This window comes from Arachnia sp. (genome assembly GCF_057238465.1).
In genome coordinates this window covers 41337-60947 of sequence record NZ_DBHHFZ010000015.1, presented here as the reverse complement: position 1 = coordinate 60947, position 19611 = coordinate 41337, and the positions used below count along the sequence as shown (strand labels likewise).

The 19611-nt window shown below is 67.1% G+C and carries 20 protein-coding genes, 1 tRNA gene and 1 pseudogene; 17 read left to right on the top strand and 5 right to left on the bottom strand.

The window, feature by feature from the left end; genetic code table 11:
- Positions 1-938: 938 nt before the first annotated feature.
- Positions 939-1412, bottom strand: coding sequence for a hypothetical protein (locus ACO6D6_RS13750; protein WP_484785812.1), 474 nt, complete (start codon positions 1410-1412; stop codon positions 939-941).
- A gap of 169 nt (positions 1413-1581) precedes the next feature.
- Between ACO6D6_RS13750 and ACO6D6_RS13745 the strand changes: the two genes are divergently transcribed.
- The gene (locus tag ACO6D6_RS13745; RefSeq protein WP_484785811.1) at positions 1582-2001 is read left to right on the top strand and encodes a hypothetical protein; all 420 of its coding nucleotides are present in this window, start codon (positions 1582-1584) and stop codon (positions 1999-2001) included.
- 98 nt (positions 2002-2099) lie between these two features.
- Here the strand turns inward: ACO6D6_RS13745 and ACO6D6_RS13740 are convergent.
- Positions 2100-2306 (bottom strand): annotated as a pseudogene (locus ACO6D6_RS13740) (VOC family protein); the annotation flags it as partial.
- A 51-nt stretch (positions 2307-2357) separates the two neighbouring features.
- Positions 2358-2495 carry a hypothetical protein gene (locus tag ACO6D6_RS13735; protein ID WP_484785810.1) on the bottom strand — a complete coding sequence of 46 codons (138 nt, stop codon included), beginning with the start codon at positions 2493-2495 and terminating at the stop codon, positions 2358-2360.
- Between the two features lie 718 nt (positions 2496-3213).
- Between ACO6D6_RS13735 and ACO6D6_RS13730 the strand changes: the two genes are divergently transcribed.
- From ACO6D6_RS13730 to ACO6D6_RS13690, 9 genes are all read left to right on the top strand, one after another.
- Complete coding sequence (locus ACO6D6_RS13730) at positions 3214-4371, top strand: ABC transporter substrate-binding protein (RefSeq protein ID WP_484785809.1); 1158 nt, start codon at positions 3214-3216, stop codon at positions 4369-4371.
- Positions 4368-6185, top strand: a complete 1818-nt coding sequence (locus tag ACO6D6_RS13725; protein WP_484785808.1) for an ABC transporter permease — start codon at positions 4368-4370, stop codon at positions 6183-6185. The genes ACO6D6_RS13730 and ACO6D6_RS13725 overlap by 4 nt, the downstream gene beginning before the upstream one ends.
- On the top strand, positions 6185-7102 hold the full coding sequence (locus ACO6D6_RS13720) for an ABC transporter ATP-binding protein (protein WP_484785807.1): 918 nt from the start codon (positions 6185-6187) through the stop codon (positions 7100-7102). Before ACO6D6_RS13725 ends, ACO6D6_RS13720 begins: the two co-directional genes overlap by 1 nt.
- On the top strand, positions 7095-7850 hold the full coding sequence (locus ACO6D6_RS13715; RefSeq protein ID WP_484785806.1) for an ABC transporter ATP-binding protein: 756 nt from the start codon (positions 7095-7097) through the stop codon (positions 7848-7850). The genes ACO6D6_RS13720 and ACO6D6_RS13715 overlap by 8 nt, the downstream gene beginning before the upstream one ends.
- Positions 7834-8775, top strand: a complete 942-nt coding sequence (locus ACO6D6_RS13710) for a uroporphyrinogen decarboxylase family protein (RefSeq protein ID WP_484785805.1) — start codon at positions 7834-7836, stop codon at positions 8773-8775. The genes ACO6D6_RS13715 and ACO6D6_RS13710 overlap by 17 nt, the downstream gene beginning before the upstream one ends.
- A gap of 15 nt (positions 8776-8790) precedes the next feature.
- Positions 8791-10467, top strand: a complete 1677-nt coding sequence (locus tag ACO6D6_RS13705) for a urocanate hydratase (protein WP_484785804.1) — start codon at positions 8791-8793, stop codon at positions 10465-10467.
- 27 nt (positions 10468-10494) lie between these two features.
- The gene (locus ACO6D6_RS13700) at positions 10495-11616 is read left to right on the top strand and encodes an S-methyl thiohydantoin desulfurase domain-containing protein (protein WP_484785803.1); all 1122 of its coding nucleotides are present in this window, start codon (positions 10495-10497) and stop codon (positions 11614-11616) included.
- On the top strand, positions 11591-13240 hold the full coding sequence (locus ACO6D6_RS13695; protein ID WP_484785802.1) for an HAL/PAL/TAL family ammonia-lyase: 1650 nt from the start codon (positions 11591-11593) through the stop codon (positions 13238-13240). The genes ACO6D6_RS13700 and ACO6D6_RS13695 overlap by 26 nt, the downstream gene beginning before the upstream one ends.
- Positions 13241-13488: 248 nt before the next feature.
- Positions 13489-14346: a metallophosphoesterase family protein gene (locus ACO6D6_RS13690; RefSeq protein WP_484785801.1), complete on the top strand. Its 858-nt coding sequence runs from the start codon at positions 13489-13491 to the stop codon at positions 14344-14346.
- Between the two features lie 46 nt (positions 14347-14392).
- Here ACO6D6_RS13690 and ACO6D6_RS13685 read toward each other — a convergent pair whose 3' ends face one another.
- Positions 14393-14635 carry a hypothetical protein gene (locus ACO6D6_RS13685; protein ID WP_484785800.1) on the bottom strand — a complete coding sequence of 81 codons (243 nt, stop codon included), beginning with the start codon at positions 14633-14635 and terminating at the stop codon, positions 14393-14395.
- 50 nt (positions 14636-14685) lie between these two features.
- Here ACO6D6_RS13685 and ACO6D6_RS13680 point away from each other — a divergent pair, with 50 nt between their 5' ends.
- The 6 genes from ACO6D6_RS13680 (at position 14686) to ACO6D6_RS13655 (ending at position 18654) form a co-directional block, all read left to right on the top strand.
- Complete coding sequence (locus tag ACO6D6_RS13680) at positions 14686-15048, top strand: PadR family transcriptional regulator (protein ID WP_484785799.1); 363 nt, start codon at positions 14686-14688, stop codon at positions 15046-15048.
- A complete protein-coding gene (locus ACO6D6_RS13675; protein WP_484785798.1) occupies positions 15045-15869 on the top strand; it encodes an ATP-binding cassette domain-containing protein in 825 nt (274 codons plus the stop codon). The genes ACO6D6_RS13680 and ACO6D6_RS13675 overlap by 4 nt, the downstream gene beginning before the upstream one ends.
- A complete protein-coding gene (locus ACO6D6_RS13670; protein ID WP_484785797.1) occupies positions 15869-16573 on the top strand; it encodes a hypothetical protein in 705 nt (234 codons plus the stop codon). Before ACO6D6_RS13675 ends, ACO6D6_RS13670 begins: the two co-directional genes overlap by 1 nt.
- Positions 16574-16728: 155 nt before the next feature.
- Positions 16729-16980: a hypothetical protein gene (locus ACO6D6_RS13665; protein ID WP_484785796.1), complete on the top strand. Its 252-nt coding sequence runs from the start codon at positions 16729-16731 to the stop codon at positions 16978-16980.
- Positions 16977-18023, top strand: a complete 1047-nt coding sequence (locus ACO6D6_RS13660) for a zeta toxin family protein (RefSeq protein ID WP_484785795.1) — start codon at positions 16977-16979, stop codon at positions 18021-18023. Before ACO6D6_RS13665 ends, ACO6D6_RS13660 begins: the two co-directional genes overlap by 4 nt.
- A gap of 163 nt (positions 18024-18186) precedes the next feature.
- Complete coding sequence (locus ACO6D6_RS13655; RefSeq protein ID WP_484785794.1) at positions 18187-18654, top strand: recombinase family protein; 468 nt, start codon at positions 18187-18189, stop codon at positions 18652-18654.
- 147 nt (positions 18655-18801) lie between these two features.
- Here the strand turns inward: ACO6D6_RS13655 and ACO6D6_RS13650 are convergent.
- Positions 18802-18877, bottom strand: a tRNA-Lys gene (locus tag ACO6D6_RS13650).
- 54 nt (positions 18878-18931) lie between these two features.
- On the opposite strand from ACO6D6_RS13650, the gene ACO6D6_RS13645 reads away from it, so the two are divergent.
- Positions 18932-19555, top strand: coding sequence for a hypothetical protein (locus ACO6D6_RS13645; RefSeq protein WP_484785793.1), 624 nt, complete (start codon positions 18932-18934; stop codon positions 19553-19555).
- Positions 19556-19611: the final 56 nt, after the last annotated feature.

The following is a 19611-nucleotide window of genomic DNA, read 5'->3' as shown; positions in this document are numbered from 1 at the left end:
CTTGCGGGAGCGCACACTCAAGAGTCGGATGGCTAGGCATCTCGTTCGGCATCTCCGCAGCAACGACCGGAGTAGACACGGCAGTGTGCGCAACGCTTCCTCGCAGCCCCTGACCGTAGACTCGAACGCATCAAGCACTTGCTGGCTTACGTGCACGCGGCCTCGAAAGCTCGACGTGTCCCGCGTTCACCCGTGCGGGTGAGAGTGCCTGATTAGTCCAGTGCAGGGGGCCAGACATTTGTCGCAACTCACAGCCATGCCGGGCACGAAGTCTGGGCCTAAGGAGTCCGACAGCTTTGATGCATCGATCCGAACTCTTGTGAGCCTCGCGTCAGGGTTCGCAGGCTTCCCCACGAGGCTCACTTCAGTCAGTTCAATACCTACGATGATGGAGACAACGCCGACGCGATAAGTCTCGTCTGGCTTGTGTTCGCAGCCATCTTTCTGGAGACAAACGCGGCACCATCCAAGATCTGTCGAGCCCCCTGGCACCATGTATGCGGTGCCTCGGCGATGTTCACATTCGGAAAGGTCGCCTCCACATAGTGAGCAAATGCGCGTTGCCATGCCACCGATGCTCAACCCGATTCGGTTGTGGCCCAGTGCCACCGGGCATGCCTGCCAGTAGTCGGAGCCTGACTGCTCGATATGGCATCCGAACGTCTCCCTGACCCAGCGCCCAGCTTCGTCAAGCTTCCTGTGCGCCTCATCTTCCGATTCGGTGTCTTCTGCCCAGTTCAGCGCGCTTGCCAGCGTCGCGAGGGCGGCGCGACTTGACGCCTCAGCCTCTGCAACCAAGTCGGACGGCCGATCAGAAGCTTGTGCCAATCGTTCCCGAGCGGATGCAAGCAACTTCCCTCCCTGATCCAGCTTCTGCGCAACTATCCGTTGAAGGTGCGCGGCGTGGAGGTCATCGTCTGATCCAGCTTCGTCGAAAGTCACGGCTCGATACCCGGAGTCTGCCGGTTGATCTTGTCGATCGCCTCGACCACATCTTTGCCTTCGCCGCGGATATTCCAGGAAGTCCTCGCCCCATCTGCAGAGATGTTGGTGTAGGTAATCTCCATCTTCCTGTCCCCGAACCAGCCGAGAATGCAGGGCTTGAGAAGGTCCCAGGCCGCAGTACTAGCAATAGCCAGAACGAAGGGCACCAACGCAGCTGCAACTGCGCTTTTCTTGACTTCAAACACGCGGCGTTCTGACTCGTCTAAGTATCTGGCATCGACACCCGCGGCGCGCAATTCCTTCACCATGAATACGGTGGACTCACCGTAGATGCCCCTGCCATCTTCGGTTCGAGCGTGCGGCATGATGACAATCGATGCACCCGTCGCGATAGCCGACGCGAGCTCCTCCTTGGGCAACTCGGTTTGTTCAACGGTAACAAGGTCTTCGCCGGGTTCGGGTCCCACGATGTCCGCTCCTTCGCGTTGGGTTGAGTCTCAATGGTACGGGGGACTGGTGCGGTGGGCTCGGGTGGACACCAAGGGCGTGCACCTCGCGGCAGATCCAGTAGAACGCCTCAGGCTGCGGTGCCCCAGCAAAGAGCCGAGCGTTGTTGAGCAACTTTACCATAGATCCGTGACGCGCTTCGTGATTGACGCCCCGACCTTGATCCACATCGCCTCGGAGGCTGTCGACGTTCACCCGGATCATCGACTCGTGGCGCCGAACGCGATCCGCACCCAAGCGCTGACGCTGCTGCTCGACGCGGCGCGCCGCGATGAGATCACCGACAAGGAGGCCTTGGCCCTCGAAGATCGGATGACCGAGGTGAAGATCCGGCTCCTAGGCGATCGAGTCTCGCGCCGCACCGCATGGCGGATCGCCCGCGAACAGGGCTGGGAGGACTTGGTCGACGCAGAGTACGTTGCCATCGCCCGCCTGCGGGCAGATGCCTTGGTCTGCGCCGATCCGGGCGTCACACGACGATTGCAGCCACTCGTGCCGATCGCGCCCGTGGATGCGCTCAGCCTGCCGCCTGGCACCGCGCGGCGATGACAGTCAAGATCCACGTCAAAGATCGATGCTCGGGTGAGCTGAGCTGGTTGCCTCAGTGACCCACGCCAATTCCAGGGGTTGACCTTAGCGTGTGAGTTTCAGCCCTGCCGACCCTTTAGGAAGGCGTCGAGAGCTGCCGGGGATGGTTGACCCCATCCGTTGCAGAAGGGGTGACCTGCGGGATCGGCGTAGACCTGGTTGCCTTCCTCGGCCGTGAGGTCGCTGTCTTGCAGTAGTCGCGCCCCGGCGGCGATGGCGGTTGCGTGCGCCTCGTGCGGATCCGTGACGTGCAGGTCGAGGTGGACCTGCTGTGGCGCTCCGTCGGGCCATTGCGGCGGCTCGTGATCGGGGGCGAGCTAGACGCCGACCCGCCAGTTTCGATCGGCGTCGATCACGCAGTGAAACTGGGCATCGTCGTCGATGACGTGACTACTCAAGAGGGTCGCCCAGAAAGCACTCGCGGCATCGACATCAGCAGCGTCGAGAACGACCACGGCGCGAACAAGTCTATACGATGCACAGTAGCGGGCCACGGACTATCGAGACAGGTAGGTCCCCGTCCCTCTGCCCCGAACGGGCGGCCATGCTGCAGGCCTTGTACCTGACATCCCAGTCGCGCGCACATCGGCATGGGCGGATGCACACGATCAAGTTGACATGCTCTGACGTACCCTGTGATCACGGTGTTGAGGAGAGTGCCAGGTTAAGATCTATCAGAACACCGGGGTGTGCTTTCCATCTGGCGACGAGGCGTGCGCATTCGCCCGTAGGGTGGTCGGGCCGGTGCGACAAGGCCGTCGCCATCGGCGTTGAGCCGGGCATTCCTCGATCGGCAATAACGCAACGGAATCCAGTTCGGGTCTACCACCAGTGGCGCAATTTCTCAGATTCTGGAATGAATTGACACCGGATCATCAAGGACATAGGTTGGGGGCAGTCCATCGACCATGGGAGCAACCATGCAGCACGCAGCGATCCTGACCAGCCGGGTCACGCCTCGCCCTGCCCGCATGTGTTGTTGTCCCTGTTGATCCTTCTCAGCCTGGCTTCTTGAGCCTGAAGGCCGCTTGAACGCGGTCGGCTCGTCGCCCCTCCCCGATGTCCGGGGTGGCTGAATCAATCCTCCTGAAACGGTTCTCCGTTCGGTTTTCGCTTTCCAATTCACCGCCCATTTCCGGCGGTGCTCAACCCTGCCCAGAAATGAGTATTGCCATGCCCAAAAACCTTTCTCGCCGTGCCTTTGTCGGGGCCATTCCCGCTTTTGCCGCGTTGAGCGCTTGCAGCGCTCTTTCCCGGGCCGGCGCCTCCGGGAGCGGTTCCGCCGATCAGGGTGGATCCATCGTCTTCGGGGTCTCGGGGCCGAGGACCGGGACCAGCGCCGAGTACGGCCAGTACTGGCAGGAGGGTTTCGACCTGGCCCTCGAGGAACTCAACGCCGCCGGGGGAGTGGACGGCCGCAAGGTGGAACTGAAATGGGAGGACTCCCAGTCCGATCCGAAACAGTCGGTGCCGATCGCTCAGAAGTTCGTCGCAGACGCCACCGTCATCGCGGAGCTGGGGGATTTCTCCTCCGGCGCCTCAATGGCCGCTTCGGCCACCTACCAGCAGGCCGGGCTCGTCCAGTTCGGTTTCACCAACTCCAACCCCGACTTCACCAAGGGAGGCGACCACATGTGGTCCACCTCCCTGACCCAGGAGTTCTACCAGACCCGCGCCGCCCAGTGGATCGCGGGCAGCTACCAGAGGATCTCCGTGGTCTACCTCGAGAGCGACTGGGGCAAGAACTCCTTCGACATCTTCAAGGCATCCGCAGCGGCAGCCGGACTGGAGATCGCATACGAATCACCCATCCAACCCGACTCCGAGGACTACCGGCCCGTCCTGATCAAGGCCCGCGACGCCGGACCGCAGGCCGTGGTCCACCTCGGCTACGGACCCGACGGGGCGCGCATCGTGCGGCAGCTGCGGGAGATCGGGTTCACCGGCCAGTTCTTCGGTGGCCAGAACACCCCGCAGTTCCTGGAGGCCGCAGGATCCGCGGCCGAGGGAGCGATCATCATCGAGAACTTCCTGATCGGCAACGACTCACCGGCGGTGGTCGACTTCAACAAACGGTTCAAGGACAGGTTCGGGCACGACCCGAGCACCTTCTCCGCCTACGCCTACGACGCCCTCAACGTGCTGATCGAGGCGGTCCGCCGCGGCGGCGCCACCCGTGAGGGGGTCTTCAAGGCCCTCTCCGACGGCGGCAGGTGGAAGACCGTGCAATTCGGGGAGTTCGAGTTCTCCGCGGACCGCCGCCCCGGTGACGTCACCCTCCTGCCCGTCACCGTCAGGAACGGCGCCTACGTGCCGGCGGAGGCCTCATGATCGACACGATCGTCTCGGGGCTCGTCCACGGCAACGTCTACGCGCTGGTGGCCGTCGGCATCTCCCTGATCTTCGGTGTCACGGGCGTGGTCAACTTCGCCCAGGGATCAATCGTCGGTTTCGGTGCGATGCTCGGCTGGTGGTTCATCGGCGTGTGCGGGTGGCCGTGGTGGCTGGCGCTGCTGGCCGTGGCCGCCTCCAGTGCCCTGATCGGCTGGATCATCAACCTCACGACGGTGCGCCCGCTGATCAAGGCACCCCCGATCGCCGCTCTGCTCGCCACCTTCGCGGCCTCCATGGTGCTCGACAACCTGAGCCAGATCCTGTTCAGGGCCGACACCCGCGAATACCCGGCCCCGCTGCCGACCGACGACCTGCCCGTCGGTGGGGTCAGGCTCGGCACCTCCGACGCCGTCGCCCTCGGTTTCACCATCGCTGCGATGCTCGCGCTGTGGGCATGGCTGCGGTTCGGGCGTGACGGCCTGGCCGTGCGGGCCACCGCGGCGGACCCGGACGCCGCCCGCCAGATGGGGATTCCCGTGACGAGGGTCCAGAACCTGTCCTTCCTGCTTGCCTCCTGCCTCGGTGGGGTGGGGGGAATCTTCTTCGGCATGTACGCCGGCGTCATCTCGCCCTATTCGGCCTCCTTCACCGGAACCGTCGGGTTCATCGCAGCAGCGGTCGGTGGCCTGGGATCCATCGTCGGCGCCGTGGCCGGTGGCTTCGTGATCGGACTGCTGGAGGCGCTCGGTATTTACCAGTTCGGCGGCAGCTTCCGGGACCTGTTCATCTTCGGTGCCTTCCTGCTGGTGCTGCTGCTGCGACCCCACGGGCTGTTCGGTTCCCGGCACACCGTCTCCTCCGAACCCATGACCGGCACCTTCCTCGGGGCCGGCCGCCCACCCAGGCTGGCGTGGTGGCACTGGGTGCTGCTCGCCCTGGTCGCGGGCCTGGCGGTGCCACTGCTGGGCGGTCCGGTGCTCAGCTCCGTCGGCACCCAGGTGGCGATCTACGCCATCATCGCGGTCCCCATGACGCTGCTGGCCGGGTCGACCGGGCAGGTCTCCCTGGGACAGGCCGCTCCCGTGGCCATCGGCGCCTACGCCTCGGCGCTGCTGGTGATGCGCCTGAACCTGCCCTTCCTGGTGGCCCTGCTACTGGCCGGGGTGATCGCGGCGGTGCTGGCCACCCTGGTGACCCTGCCGATCTGGAGACTCGACGGCCACTACGTCTCCATGGCGACCCTGGCCCTCGGCTACATCGTGCTGTCGGTGATCCGCGGCTGGGACGCGGTCACCAAGGGCGCCTACGGGCTCTCCGGCATCCCCGCCCCGGAAATCCTCGGGTTGCGGCTGCTGGTTGCCGAGGACCACTACCAGCTCGACCTGGTGGTGCTGGCGATCACGTTGTTCGTGGTGTTCAGGATCCGCTCCTCGCACCTGGGCAATGTCCTGGCGGCCGTCGGCTCCGACGAGATCGCGTCGCGTTCCCTGGGGTTGCGCACCCGCGGCTACAAGGCGCTCGCCTACGCGCTGGCCGCTTTCTTCGCCGGGATGGCGGGGGCGTTGCTGGCGCACCAGTACAACTACCTCGATCCGACGGTGTTCACCGTCCAGATGTCCGTGCTGGTGCTGACGATCGTCGTGCTGGGCGGGATCAACTCCCCCTTCGGGGCGGTGCTCGGTTCCCTGGCCCTGGTCGGGTTGCCCGAGGCGCTGCGCCTGGCCCCCGACGTGCGCATCCTGCTGTACGGGATCGTCGTGATCGCGATCATCCGTTTCCTGCCCCAGGGCCTGTGGACGAGGAGAGCATGATGACCACACCAACCACGCCCGTGCTGAGGGCAACCGGTCTGCACCGCCACTTCGAGGGGGTGCACGCCGTCGCCGGTGTCGACCTGGAGGTGGCCCCGGGACAGACGGTGGCGATCATCGGCCCCAACGGCTCCGGCAAGACCACCACCCTCAACCTGGTGACGGGGGTGCTGCGGCCGAACTCCGGGAGGATCGTGATCCGTGGCCACGTGGTGGCGGCCCGCCATCCCGAGCAGGTCGCAACGGCCGGGGTGCTGCGGACCTTCCAGAACGGCCGCGTCTTCGGGAACCTGACCGTCGCGGAGAACATCTCCGTTGGGCTGCACCGCGAGTTGAGGGCCCACCGTCCCCTGAAACGCCTGACGGAGATCCCCGTCCTGCGGTGGTTGCTGGGCTGGTTGCCGCTGCTCGGGGAGGTGCTGGCGGCGCTGCTGCCCCTGCCCGGGGTGGGGAAGGAACGCGAAACGATCAGGCGGCGAGTGGAGGCAGGGATCGACAGGTTCCCGGAACGCCTCGGCAACCGCGCCGACGACCTGGCCCACACCCTCAGCTACGCGAACCGGCGGCGCACCGAGATCGCCCGCGCCCTCGCGGGAGAACCAACCCTGCTGGTCCTCGATGAACCGACCGCGGGAATGAACCAGTCGGAGACCGCCGAGATGCTGGAGCAGCTCCTCCGCCTGAAGGCTGCGGGGCAGTCGATCCTGCTGGTGGAACACAAACTCGACCTGGTCATGACGCTGTCCGACCACGTGCTGGTGATGGACGACGGCCACGTGATCGCCTCGGGGCCACCCGAACAGGTCAGGAACGATCCGGCCGTCATCGAGGCCTACCTCGGCAGGTCGGAGGACGCCCGCCGCCGCGCCCGCGAGGAACGGGCCCGGAAGGACCGGGAAGGAGAGGAAGATGACTGAGGCGCTTCTGGAACTGCAGGCAGTGGAGGTCAGTTACGGGCAGGCCAGGGCCCTGAACGGCGTGAACCTGACGGTCCCGGCGGGGCGGATCGTCTCGCTGCTCGGCGGCAACGCATCGGGCAAGTCCACCACCATGAAAACCATCCTGGGGCTCGTGCGCCCCGATGCGGGCAGGGTGCTGCTGGACGGGAAGGACATCACCACCTGGCCGACCTCACGCAGGGTGGCCTCGGGCATCGCCTCGGTGCCGGAGGCGCGCCGCATCTTCGCGCCCATGAGCGTGGAGGAGAACCTCCTGATGGGCGCCTACACGCGGCGCGACAAAGCGGGTGTTCGTGAGGATCTCATCGCCCAGTACGACCGTTTCCCCCGCCTGGGGCAGCGGCGGCGCCAGGCGGCCGGGACCATGTCGGGCGGGGAACAGCAGATGCTCGCCTTCGCCCGGGCCCTCATGAGCCGCCCCCGGCTGATCTGCATGGACGAACCGACCATGGGCCTGTCGCCTCGTCTCGTGGACGAGGTACTCGAAACCATTGCCGCGTTGAACACCGACCTGGGGCTGGCCGTGCTCATGGTCGAACAGCAGGCGGAGCTGGCCCTCAGCATCGCCCACCACGGCTACGTGCTGGCCACCGGGAACCTCGTGCTCGAAGGACCGGCCGGAGAACTGTTGGACAACCCACGCGTCCAGGAGGCCTACCTGGGGCGCACCACACGAAACGGAGACGACGATGACGACCAAACGTGACCGATTCCTGACCGCCGCCCGGGGCGGAACCACCGACCGGCCCCCGGTCGGGGCCTGGGTGCACTACGGATCGGCGAGATGGAGCCCGCAGCAGGTGGCCGAGGCCCACCTGAATTTCTACCGCGACTACGACTGGGACTTCATCAAGGTCATGCACGACTACCGCATCGACCTGCCCGAGGGGCTCGAGGAGATCACCGACCCCGCGCAGCTCGACGACGTCCTGGCCGATCCCGGGGTGCTGCTCGACAGCCAGGCCAGGCAGCACGAGGTGCTGGAACTGATCCGCGCCGCCGCGCCCGAGGCCGCCGTCATCGAGACGGTGTTCTCACCCACCCAGGCTCTCGTCAGGGCCCTGGGCGGCAGCGTCATCGAGTACTTCAAGGCGGATCCGGCTCTCGCGCACCGCACCATCTCCCGGGTCGCCGACGCCCTGGCGCGCTACGCGGCCGGGCTGGACGGGTTCGGCGTCGATGCATTGTTCGTCGCAGTCAACGGGGCCAGCAGGGACGCCACCAGCTTCGGACTGACCCCCGAACAGTTCCGCGACTGGGTTGCCCCCTACGACATCCAGGTGTTGGCCGCCGCCCCGTCGCTGGTGCGGATCGCGCACCTGCACGGCGAGGACGCCGACCCGGAGCTGATCGCCGACTACCCTGTCGAGGTACTGAGCTGGTCCGACAAGGCATCGGCCCCGACCATTCCCGAGGCCACGAGTCGCTACGGCTGGGTGCCGATGGTCGGGATCGACGAGCTCACCAGCCTCTACTGGACCCCCAGCGAGGCGGCCGCACACGTCGTCCAGGCGCGTCGCGCCGCGGGCGACCGCCTGATAGTGGCACCCAACTGCACCCTCCACTCCGACATCAACCCCCTGACCCTCGTCGGTCTCAGGAGGGGTGTGGACATCGCCCTCACGTACTGAACGAAAGGAACAGCAATGACCGTCACGGCCCGTAGGGGAACCGAGCTGCGCTGTCGGAACTGGCGGGCCGAGGCGCTGCTCCGGCTGCTGGAGAACGTCCTCGAGGTGGGGGAAAGACCCGAGGAGCTGGTGGTCTACGCATCCATCGGGAAGGCCGCCAAGGACTGGGAAGCCCACCGGCGGATCGTCGATGCCCTGCAACACCTCGGGGAGGACCAGACCCTGGTGCTCCAGACCGGAAGGCCCGTGGCGGTGCTGAACACCCACGCCGCAGCCCCGATGGTGGTCTCGGCGGTGAACAACACCGTGGGGAACTGGGCCACCGAGGAGAGGTTTTACTCCCGGCTTGCGGAACACAAGACGATCTGGGGTGGGCTGACGGCCGCCGCCTGGCAGTACATCGGCAGGCAGGGTGTGCTGGGAGGCACCTACGAGCTGCTGCGTGCCGCCCTGGAAAAACACTTCCGGGAGTCGGCCGCCCCGCACCGCTGGGTGCTCACCGCGGGGCTGGGAGGCATGGGCTCCTCCCAGCCGATCTCGGCGCGGATGCTGGGGTTGTCCACTCTGGTGGTGGAGGCCGATCCCGCGAAACTCGCGAAGCTTGAGGCCGCCGGCGGCATCGACCTGGTGCTTGACGACCTCGACGGTGCCTTGGCGACGATCTCCGCGGCGATCACTGAACGACGGCCCGTCGCCGTCGGGCTGCTGGGCAACGCCGCCGACGTGTTCCCCGCCGTGGTGGCCAGCGGAGCGCGTCCCGACATCGTGACCGACCAGACCGCCGCCCACGACGCCCGCTACGGCTACCTGCCATCCGGCTACACCCTCGGGTCGTGGGCCGAGGCCCGTGAAACCGACCCGGAACAGGTGGAACGCGACGCCCGCGCATCCATGGCCGCCCAGGTGCGGGCCATGCTCGCCCTGGGGCAGCGCGGATCGGTGGTGTTCGAGAACGGAAACAACCTCAGGGTGCAGGCCTCCCACGTCCTCGGCGAGACCGAGAGGCAGCGGGTTTTCGCGGAGATCCCCGGTTTCATGGAGGGCTATCTGCGGCCGCTGTTCAGCCGCGGCATCGGTCCCTTCCGGTGGATGATCCTCTCCGGCGACGACAACGACCTCGCGGTGGTCGACGACCTGGCGGCGAGGATGTTTCCCGAACGCCCCGAGATCGCCCGGTGGATCGGCCTGGCGCGCCGCCACATCCCCGCCCAGGGCCTGCCCGCCCGGTCCTGCTGGCTCGGGTACGGGGAACGCTCGGCCCTGGCCCTCGCAGTCAACGAGGCCGTCGCCGACGGACGGATCAGCGCGCCGGTCGCCTTCAGCCGCGACCACCTGGATTCGGCCGGCATGACCCACCCCAGGATCGGCACCGAGGGCATGCGCGACGACTCCGACGGTGTGACGGACTGGCCCATCCTCGACGCCATGCTGCTGGCCGCAGGCGGGGCCGACCTGGTGGCGGTTCACTCCGGGGGCGGCGGCTACTCCGGGTGGATGCAGTCGGCGGGGGTCACCGTCGTCGCCGACGGCACCGGGGCGGCGGCCACCAGGCTTCGCCAGGCCCTCGACCTCGACTCCGGAATCGGGGTCATCCGCCACGCCACCGCGGGCTACGAGGACGCCCTCGACGCGGTGCAACGATCCCACGAACCCGGCGCGCACGGCGCACCCCTCAACCTGATCCGGAACTGACCCGGACCGACCCGGAAGGAAATCGAAATGCGTGAACTGACCATTGATGACGCCCGCTGGGCCGTTCTCGGCGGGGGTGTCTTCGCCTGCGGAGGCGGGGGCTGGCAGGACCACGGTGAGCTGATGGGACGGATGGCCACCACCCTCAACCGTCCCGTGCTGGCCGGCGTCGACGAGTTGCCGGAGGACTCCTGGGTGGCCACCGTCGCCGCGATCGGCGCCCCGGCCGCCCCCGACTGGGAGATCCGGCCCATCGACTACGTCGACGCGCTGCGGAAATTGATCGAACTGTCCCCCCACCCCATCGCCGCAGTCATCACCGGGCAGAACGGCTACTCCACCACCCTCAACGGCTGGATCCAGTCGTCGGCGCTCGGCGTGAAGGTCCTGGACGCGGCCGGAGATGTGCGTGCCCACCCCACCGGGAAACTCGGCTCCCTCGGGCTCACCACCCGAGAGGGGTACGAAACCATCCAGGTGGTCTCCGGCGGCAACCGGGCCCGCCACGGGCACCTCCTGAGCATCAACATCGGTCGCGTCGACACCTGTGATGACGTGCTGCGCGACATCTCGGTGCGCTCCGGGGGATTCATCGCCTCGGCCCGCAACCCCGTCGAACTGGGCTGGGTGAGGGAACACGCCGCGCTGGGTGTGATCTCCCTGGCCCTCGACCTGGGCAGGGCCATGGAGGAGGCCGGGGCGGGCAGGTCCCGGGCAGGGAAACGCGTCACCGGGACGGTGGTGGATTTCCTCGGCGGCGAGATCGTCGACGAGGGGCCGCTCACCCACGAGGTCGACCTGGTCACCAGGGGAGGCTGGGACCACGGCACCTTCCGGATCGGCGAACATACCGTCCCCTATCTCAACGAGTACATGGCCATCGACGGCCCTTCCGGACGTGTTTCCACCTACCCGGACACCATCTTCATCCTCCGGAAGGCCAACGGGCTGCCGCTGGCGGTGAAGGACGCCGTCGCGGGGCGTGATGTGGTCCTGGTGAAGGTGGACGCCACGAAACTGCCGCTGTCGTCGTCGGCGGTGGACCGCGTCGCAGTCGGGGAGTGCGAGGACATCATGGGCATCGAATTCCTGAAATACCTCCCGGAACGCCGGGAAACCCCGGATGGCGGAACCCGTGCACAGGTATGAGAACTCCAAGGAGCGGCCCCGGACCGGGAACGGAGCGCTCCGGCTCACCCTCAACGGCGCCTCCCTGACCTGGCGTGACCTGGCCTCGGCGCTGAAGGCCGAACGCGTGGAGGTCGCGCTGGATCCCGTCTCCCGCGGCCAGATGCGGCGCGCCCGGGAGGTGGGGCTGGAGATCCTGGAATCGGACCCCGGGATGAGGGTCTACGGCTGGAACCAGGCGCTCGGGCCGTTCAAGGACCGGCGGCTGGAACCCGAGGAACAGCTCCGGTTCCAGGTCAATGTGCTGCGTTCGCACAGCACCGGTCTGGGCGAGGAGCTGCCGCGCAGGGTGTCGCGACTGGCCCTGATCATCCGCGCGAACTGCCTCGCCAGGGGCACCTCCGGGGCCCGTCCCGAACTGGTCGAGCGAATGAACGACGCCGTCAACCTGGGGCTCATCCCGGTGCTGCCCGGCACCGGTTCGATGGGCACCGGAGACCTCCAACCCATGGCGGCCGCCGGGCTCGCGCTGACCGGGGACGTCGCGGGAAGGGTGCGGGGCGACGACGGCGAGGAACGCTGCGCACCGCAGGCGTGGGCGGCCATGGGACGAGACGTCGAGTTCCAACTGGCCCCGGGGGAGGCGATCGCGCTGATCTCGGGGTCGGCGGTGCTGACGGCCCACCTGGCGCTGGCCGTCGAGGAGGTCTACCGGCAGGTCGAGACCTTCCTGGGTGCGTTCGCGTTGTTCTGCGAGGCGGTGCGGGTGGAACGAAACGCCTTCGACCCGAGGATCCACGCCGAACGGCACATGCCCTGGGAGATGCAGGCCAACGACCTGATCCTGCGACTCATCGGCGACAGCCAGTGGACGACGAACGAGGGCAGACGCCGCGCGGGCGAGACCGCTCCGCGCATCCAGGACCCAACCTCGGTCCGGTCTGTGCCGCACCAGATCGGCATCATCCTGCGGGAACTGGAACGGGCCCGGGAGGACGTCACCCGCGAGGCCAACTCGTCGACCTGCAATCCGCTGCTGATCCCCGACTACACGGGTGAGGGCCACGAGTTCCTCTCCGGCGGCAACTGGGATGCGACGGTGCTGGGGCACGCGGCGCAGTCGGTGAACAGCTGCCTGGCGCGGTTGGCGGTGTTGACCAAGGACCTGGCGGCCCGGCTGCTGCACGACGGCTGGAGCCACGGACTTCCCGCCGGACTGAGCGGAGGGGAGGTCGGGATCAATTCCGGCATGCTCCTGCTGCACACCAGCGCGGCCGCCCTGATCCCCGAGATCCAGCTGCTCGCGAACCCCGTCGGGGCCCTGTCCTTCCCCCTCAAGGGCGGCCAGGAGGACTTCCACACCATGGCGATGGCCGCGGTCAACGGTCTGCGGGCCAACAGCCGTCGCTTCGACCAGCTCCTGGCGGTCCTGTTCGTCATCAGCGGGCAGGGCATTCACCTGCTGGAGGAGCGAATGCGGGGACTGCCGCTGGGAACGGGATCGGCGCGTATCCACGAGCAGCTCCGGGCGCGGGTCACGCCGCTGGATCAGGACCGGGTCCTGACCCCGGAGGTCGACGCGTTGACGGAGGCGATCGGCAGGGGAGAGTTCTCGGTCGTGGTCCACGACCTGCTGGAGGACTAGGACCGGGATCGCGGCCCAGTCGCCGGGAGTGGCGTCGATGAAGGCCTGCCGGTCCTCCTCCGGGCCGGCGCATGGGCATGACCCTGGCGATTCTGCTCATCCGCGGGGATTCCCTTGATCCATTACGGCGGCGAGCAGGGATCCACCGGCGCCGAGGAAGAACGTATCGGCGGGGAGGGCGCCATCCGGCAGGCCTTCCCCGGCTGCTACCGTTGCCCCGCCGTCAGACGGAAAGGAGCCCGAGACTCATGCGGGTCGCTGTGTTCGCCGACATCCACGGCAAATTCCTGTTGCCCTTCAAACTGGTCCACCTGTACCAACAGGAAACGGGAAACAGAATCGATCACATCCTGCAGTGCGGGGACATGGGTGCTTTCCCGGATCTTGCGGCCATGGACAGGGCGACGCTTCGCCACGCACGGCGTGACCGTGACGAACTGGGATTCCACGACGACTTCGTCCGGGTGAACCCCGGGATCGCCCGCTTCCTCGACGAACTGGACGTGGAAATGACCTGCGTCCGCGGAAACCACGAGGATCATGACTTCCTTGACGGTCTGGAAAGGGAAACCGACGAACCCCGGTTTCCCATCGACGCCTATCGCCGGGTTTTCGTGTGCCGGACGGGGGTCAAACAGGTGTTCCGGGTGGGCAAGGACGTGCTCACGTTCATCGGTGTGGGTCGCATAGCGGATTCCAAGGGGCGAACCCATCAACGATTCATCCAGGAATACGAGAGAAAGGCTCTTCGGAAACTGCACGCAACCCGTGAGGACTTCGATCTGTTGATCTCCCACGACAAGGAATCCGAGAGCATCAGGGGATATGGGATGCCGGAGCTCAGGGAACTCCTGGACCGCGTCCTCTTCCGCTACCACTTCTACGGGCACACCGGTGAACCCCATGCGCGCGGACTGGCCAGCAACGGCATAACGGAATCGGTGAAGGTGCGGGAACTGGAGTTCAACACGCAAGGAATCCTCGACCCGGGCTGCATGATCGTCCTGGAAAAACACGGAGCGGAGCTCGATCTCGAGGTCGTGGACCAGCGCCTGACCAACCACCTCACCCGGTACAACTGGAAAATCCCGGGCGCCCACGGTTGAGGTTCGGCGCGGCGGAAACCGTCGCGGCGGCGGGCGGGCTCCTCGATCACCTGCGGGGCAGGGGCACGAAGAGGGGGCCGAGGCCGGGCTGTTCGGGGCCGTGTTCGGAGACGAGCTCCAGGGTGGTGCAGGCGGTTTCGGGGATCGCCATGGCGTCGATGAGAACGCGGGTGACCTCGTCGCGGGCGATGGTCCTCCGGACGGCGTGGAGACCGGTGCCGCCGGTGGCGGTCGTCGCCGTGGGGCGCGCCGGGACTCCGCGCCAGTAAGCAGGGGAGAGCTCTCGCACGCCAGGTGGATAGCTGGACTTGCTACCAGTAGATAGCTAGGCTATCAAGCATGTTTGACGGTTTCCGGCAACAGTGGATCCACGGTTTCCTCGACCTCTGCCTGCTCGGCATCCTCGCAGGAGGGAGCGAGTACGGGCGCGGGTTGGCCGCAGGCCTCGCCGAGGCGGGATTCGGGGAGATTCCCGGCGGGACGCTCTATCCGGCCCTGCTGCGTCTGGAGAAACAAGGACTCGTTCGGGCGACCCGGGTGCCGAGCACGCTGGGTCCGGTGCGCAAGTACTACGAGCTGACGCCCCTCGGGGCTGAGGAGGCGTCGCGACGCCGGGACGAGTGGCGGAGTTTCCGCGACGCCGTCGAACGGGTCGTCTCCGGGGCGACGGCGGATGCCGGCAGTGAGGAGCCAAACCGATGACCGGGAAATGGGGACGGACGCTGGCCGGGCAGCTCGTCGAGGCCGGTCTGGATCGTGCCGAGGCGGACGGACTGGCCCGTGACGCGGTGGAGGAGGCCCGGGATGCGGGCCGCGACCCGCAGGAACTGTACGGGCCGGCCGTCGCCTACGCCTCCACCCTGGTCAGGACCCTTCACGTGGCCGAGACCCGGGCGCTCGGCGTGAATCGCGGCGGGGGAGAGGTGGTGCTGCGGCTGCGATCCGTCTCGAAGAGCTACGGGAGACGCGAGATTCTCCGCGGTATCGACCTGGAGCTGCGGGCCGGCGAGATCACCGCCGTGGTCGGTGCCAACGGCTCCGGGAAGTCCACGCTGCTCGGGATCTGCGCCGGCGTGATCCGCCCCTCGGCGGGTGTCGTCCAGCGGGTCCCGCGCATCGGTTACGCCCCTCAACTGGGCGGCGTCGCCCCGCTGCTGACCCCGGACGAACACTTCCGTCTCTTCGGGGCCGCCAGTCGCATGGGGGCCCGGAGGGCCCGGGGGACGGGACGCAGGCTCGCATCCCTGCTCGGCTGGCGGCCGCGCCGCGACATCGTGGCCTCGCGGCTCTCTGGCGGCACCCGGCAGAAACTCAACGTGGTGCTGGCCGAGCTGGACGGCCCCGACCTCATCCTGCTCGACGAGCCCTACCAGGGATTCGACGAGGACTCCTACCTGATCTTCCGCAGCCAACTGCTGCGCTGGCGTGACCGCGGGGCCGGGATCCTCATGATCACGCACATGCTGCACGACCTCGACGACATCGACCACGTCATCGAGCTCCACCCGAAGGAGGGCCTGTGATGATCCGGGCCGTGTTCGTCACCAGCCTGCAGGAAATGGGCCGGCGCCTCACCGCCCTGGTGTTCATCCTGCTGCTCCCGCTGGCCTTCTACCTGGTGCGCATCGATGTGCGCTGGCAGGCGATCCGGTTCCTGTCGATCGGGATCGGCTGGGCCGTGGCGACCCTGTCGCTGTTCACCTTCATCGCCGCGCGCGACCTGGACAGGCGACTGGTGGTGGTGGTGGGTGCCTCGCCCTCGTCGCTCTTCACCGGACGGCTGGCGGCCGTGCTCACCGTCGGGCTGGGCCTGGCCGTGATCTACTTCGGGGTCGTCGCCCTCACCCTGGATGACCTACCCCGGGTGTGGTCGGTGTTGCTGCTGCTGGTCGTGACCGTGCTCATCGGGGCGCCGTTGGGGGCGGTGGTGAGTCTGGTCATCGTCAGGGAACTCGAAGGGGCCCTCGCGCTGCTGGCCCTGATGGCCGTCCAGCTGCTCATCGACCCCGACAGCTCCTACGCCGGGTTCATGCCTTTGTGGTCCACCCGCGAGTTGACCGGTTACGCCCTCGACACACCCATCGCCAACAGCCTGTCCGACGGGCTCGGTCACTTCGCCGTCACCATGGTGCTGTGTTCCTTGGTGGCTTGGGGGTTCAGCGTCCTCAGGCTGCGCACCAGGAGGTTCGAGCCGATCCCGGGATTCCCGGGGACATCGTCGCGGTGAACCGCCCGGGGTGCAACAGGCAACGCTGTTAGAACAGGTCTCGTTGACGGCCCGGGAACCGCTGCCGAGGCCAAAATGTTTCGAAACCAATGGAGGTTTGTTTTCGGAACGATCTGGTAGGTTGCGGGAGTGATCCCCGCATGAGGAGAGTCACGATGACGGATTACTTGATGTCCTTCGACATCATGAAGGAGATGGCGACCCGGGTCTGCGGCCGCTACATCGCGTGGGCGAATCAGGCCACGGATCCAGCAGTCAAGCAACACTGGATGAACCAGGCCAGCCAGGTCACCAAGGGAGTCCAACAGGTCAGGGCCCACGACGCAGAAGCGATCGCAGCGAAACGGGCCGAGCTGAGGGAACTGTTCCACTCCCTGCCGGCCGAGGCACCTGCTGTCGTGGCATGAACGATCTCACGCCGCAGCAGTTGCACGAAATCTTCAAAACGCAGGTCATCCCTTACCTCGAGGAAATCCGAAACCCGGAGCGCCCCGTCCCGGGACAACAGCCGTGGTTCATATCGGTGGGTGGGCAGCCGGGTTCCGGCAAGACCGGCGTGGTTGATGCCAGCGGCCAAATCCATCCGGGATCGGTGATCGTCAACGGTGACGACCTGAGGCGTTTCCACCCCGACTACGACCACACCATGGAACACAACCCCCTGTCGATGCCAGAGGTCACCGCGCAGGCCTCCGGAGCGTGGATAGGAATGTCGAATCAATGGCTGCGGGACAACGGGATCACCGCGGTGGTGGAGACCACGCTGCGTCAACCCGCTGTGCTGCTGCGGGAGTTCGAGGCCTTCAAACAGGCCGGGTACGGCACGGAATTGCGGGTCGTGGCCGTCCCGCCCGAGGTGTCCCGGCTCAGCACTCTCGCCCGCTACGTCGGGCAAGCTCAAGAGTTCGGCGTAGGACGCACGGTCACGGCCGAAGGCCACGACATCCCCACCGCTGCGGTTCCGGGCACCGTGGAGACCCTCGTGGCGTCCGGGCTCGTGGACAGGGTCGTGGTTCAGGACCGCGACGGTCGTGTCTTCCTCGACGCCGAGGTTTCCCGGGGCGACCCGGAGCTTGCCGCGAAGGTCCGGGAGGTTGTCGACCGGGCCCGGGACGTCACTTCCATGACCTCCGGGCAGGCCCAGGCCTGTTTCCGTGCCGCTGCGGTCATGATGGAAGGTCTCGGTGCCGTCCGTGAAACCGACCAGGACCTGCACAAGGTCGCGGCGCGAATCACCGGCCCTGACGCCCAAGCCCTCGCCGCCCGGGCGTGGCCACGCGATGCCGTGGAACAGCAGCAGGCGCGGAAGGAGCTCAAGAGCCGGCACGGGAGTTTCATCCGTGCCGCGGCCCTGCCGGACCCTCAACAAGCCCTAAGCAGGAACCCCGCCGTCCCCGAACGGCACCCGCACCGCGGCAAACCGGGCCGAAGCCGGGACATGGAACGGTGAACATCGTCGGCTATGCCCGTGTGAGCACCGGCGAGCAGAGCCCCACCGGGCAGTAGGCGGAACTGGAAGCAGCGGGGGCGACGCGGGTCTTCGTGGATCACGGGGCTGTCAGCCGTACAAGCGGACCGTCTGCCTGGATCACCTCCGCGAGGGGGACACGCTCGTGGTGTGTTCCTTGGACCGTGTGGCGGGCACCGAGGCGATGGCCATCGAAATCATCCGTGACCTCGCCACCAGGGCGATGCGATTTCGCAGCCTCACCGAACCCTTCCTGGACATAGGCACGACCACCCCGCTGGGGGAGGCGATCGTGGGGATCCTGACCGTCCTCGGGCAGCTGCGGGTTTCCACGGTCCGCGAGAACACCCGGAGGGGTTTGGGGCAGGCGCGGGCCCGTGGACGAGCCGGCGGCCGTCCCACCGTCATGACCCCGGAGCGTCTCGATGCCGCCAAGCGGATGCGCGCCCGGGGAGCCAGCCTCGGCAGGATCGCGGCCGTGCTGGGGGTGGGCAAAACCACCGTAGCCCGCGCCCTCAAACCCCCGCCTCCCGGGGCAACCCCGCCCGGCCCCGGGGCCGGGGTGGTCGCAGGGGGTTCAGGCAATGGCGGGGCGCAGGTACTGGGGACGTGACCGGACGATCTCAAACCCCACCGGACAGTGGGTTCTGCCGCGGCTTCTCGTCCCGGGACTCATGGCAATCCAAGCCTGGAGTGCGATGAGTCACCCAGGCAGGGTCTGTTGGGTATCCGCCCGGGGTCTGCTGCTGCGGTGACCCTCTGGTGCCCCCAGCGGGGATCGAACCCGCGACCCATGGATTAAAAGTCCACTGCTCTGCCAGCTGAGCTATAGGGGCGAGCACAGTCTAGCCACACGGCCTCCGCTCGGTCCACATGGCAGTCTTGGAGACATGGGTGAACTGGGCGGATTGCTGTGGGTTTTGGCAATCGGGCTGCTGTTGCTGGTTCTGGCCGTCTGGTTGGATGTGCGGCGTAGACGTCGGGTGGAAGGCAAGCCCACGCGAGACCCGGGTGGGGGGAGCCCCGGGTACCTGACCCAGTCGGAGATTGACGACCTGCCTGCCCCTGGCGCCGGACGGTCGGTTCCCCGGGCCGAACCCAGGGGCGAAAGACTGGAGATCGGACTCGCCGATCCCGGTTTCGCCGACGTGAACGGCCGTATCGACCTCGAGGGCGCCAACGTGCTGGTCATCGACGGGACGGGGGTGAGCATGCGGGAGCTGATGCTCCCCATAGCCCGGCACCAACCGCTCGTGCTGGTGGCGCGGGGGATCGACGAGGAGGTGCTGGCGACGCTGGTCGCCAACCGGAAGAGCCTGGCCATGCCGCTGGCGGCCGTGATCACCGATCTGATTCCGGAGGTCGCGGACCTGACCGGTGCCTCGCCGGTGTCCGTGGCGGATCTCAGGGCCGGATATCTGCCGGCCGGGCATCTCGGGCACGCCACCCGCTGGGTCACCGACGGCACCCGCACCTGGATCGAACCCCACCCACCCCTGGTCGGGACGACGTAGGCAAGTGGATCCTTCCAGGGGTTGATTCCACTCCCACGGGCATTGAACATGGGGGT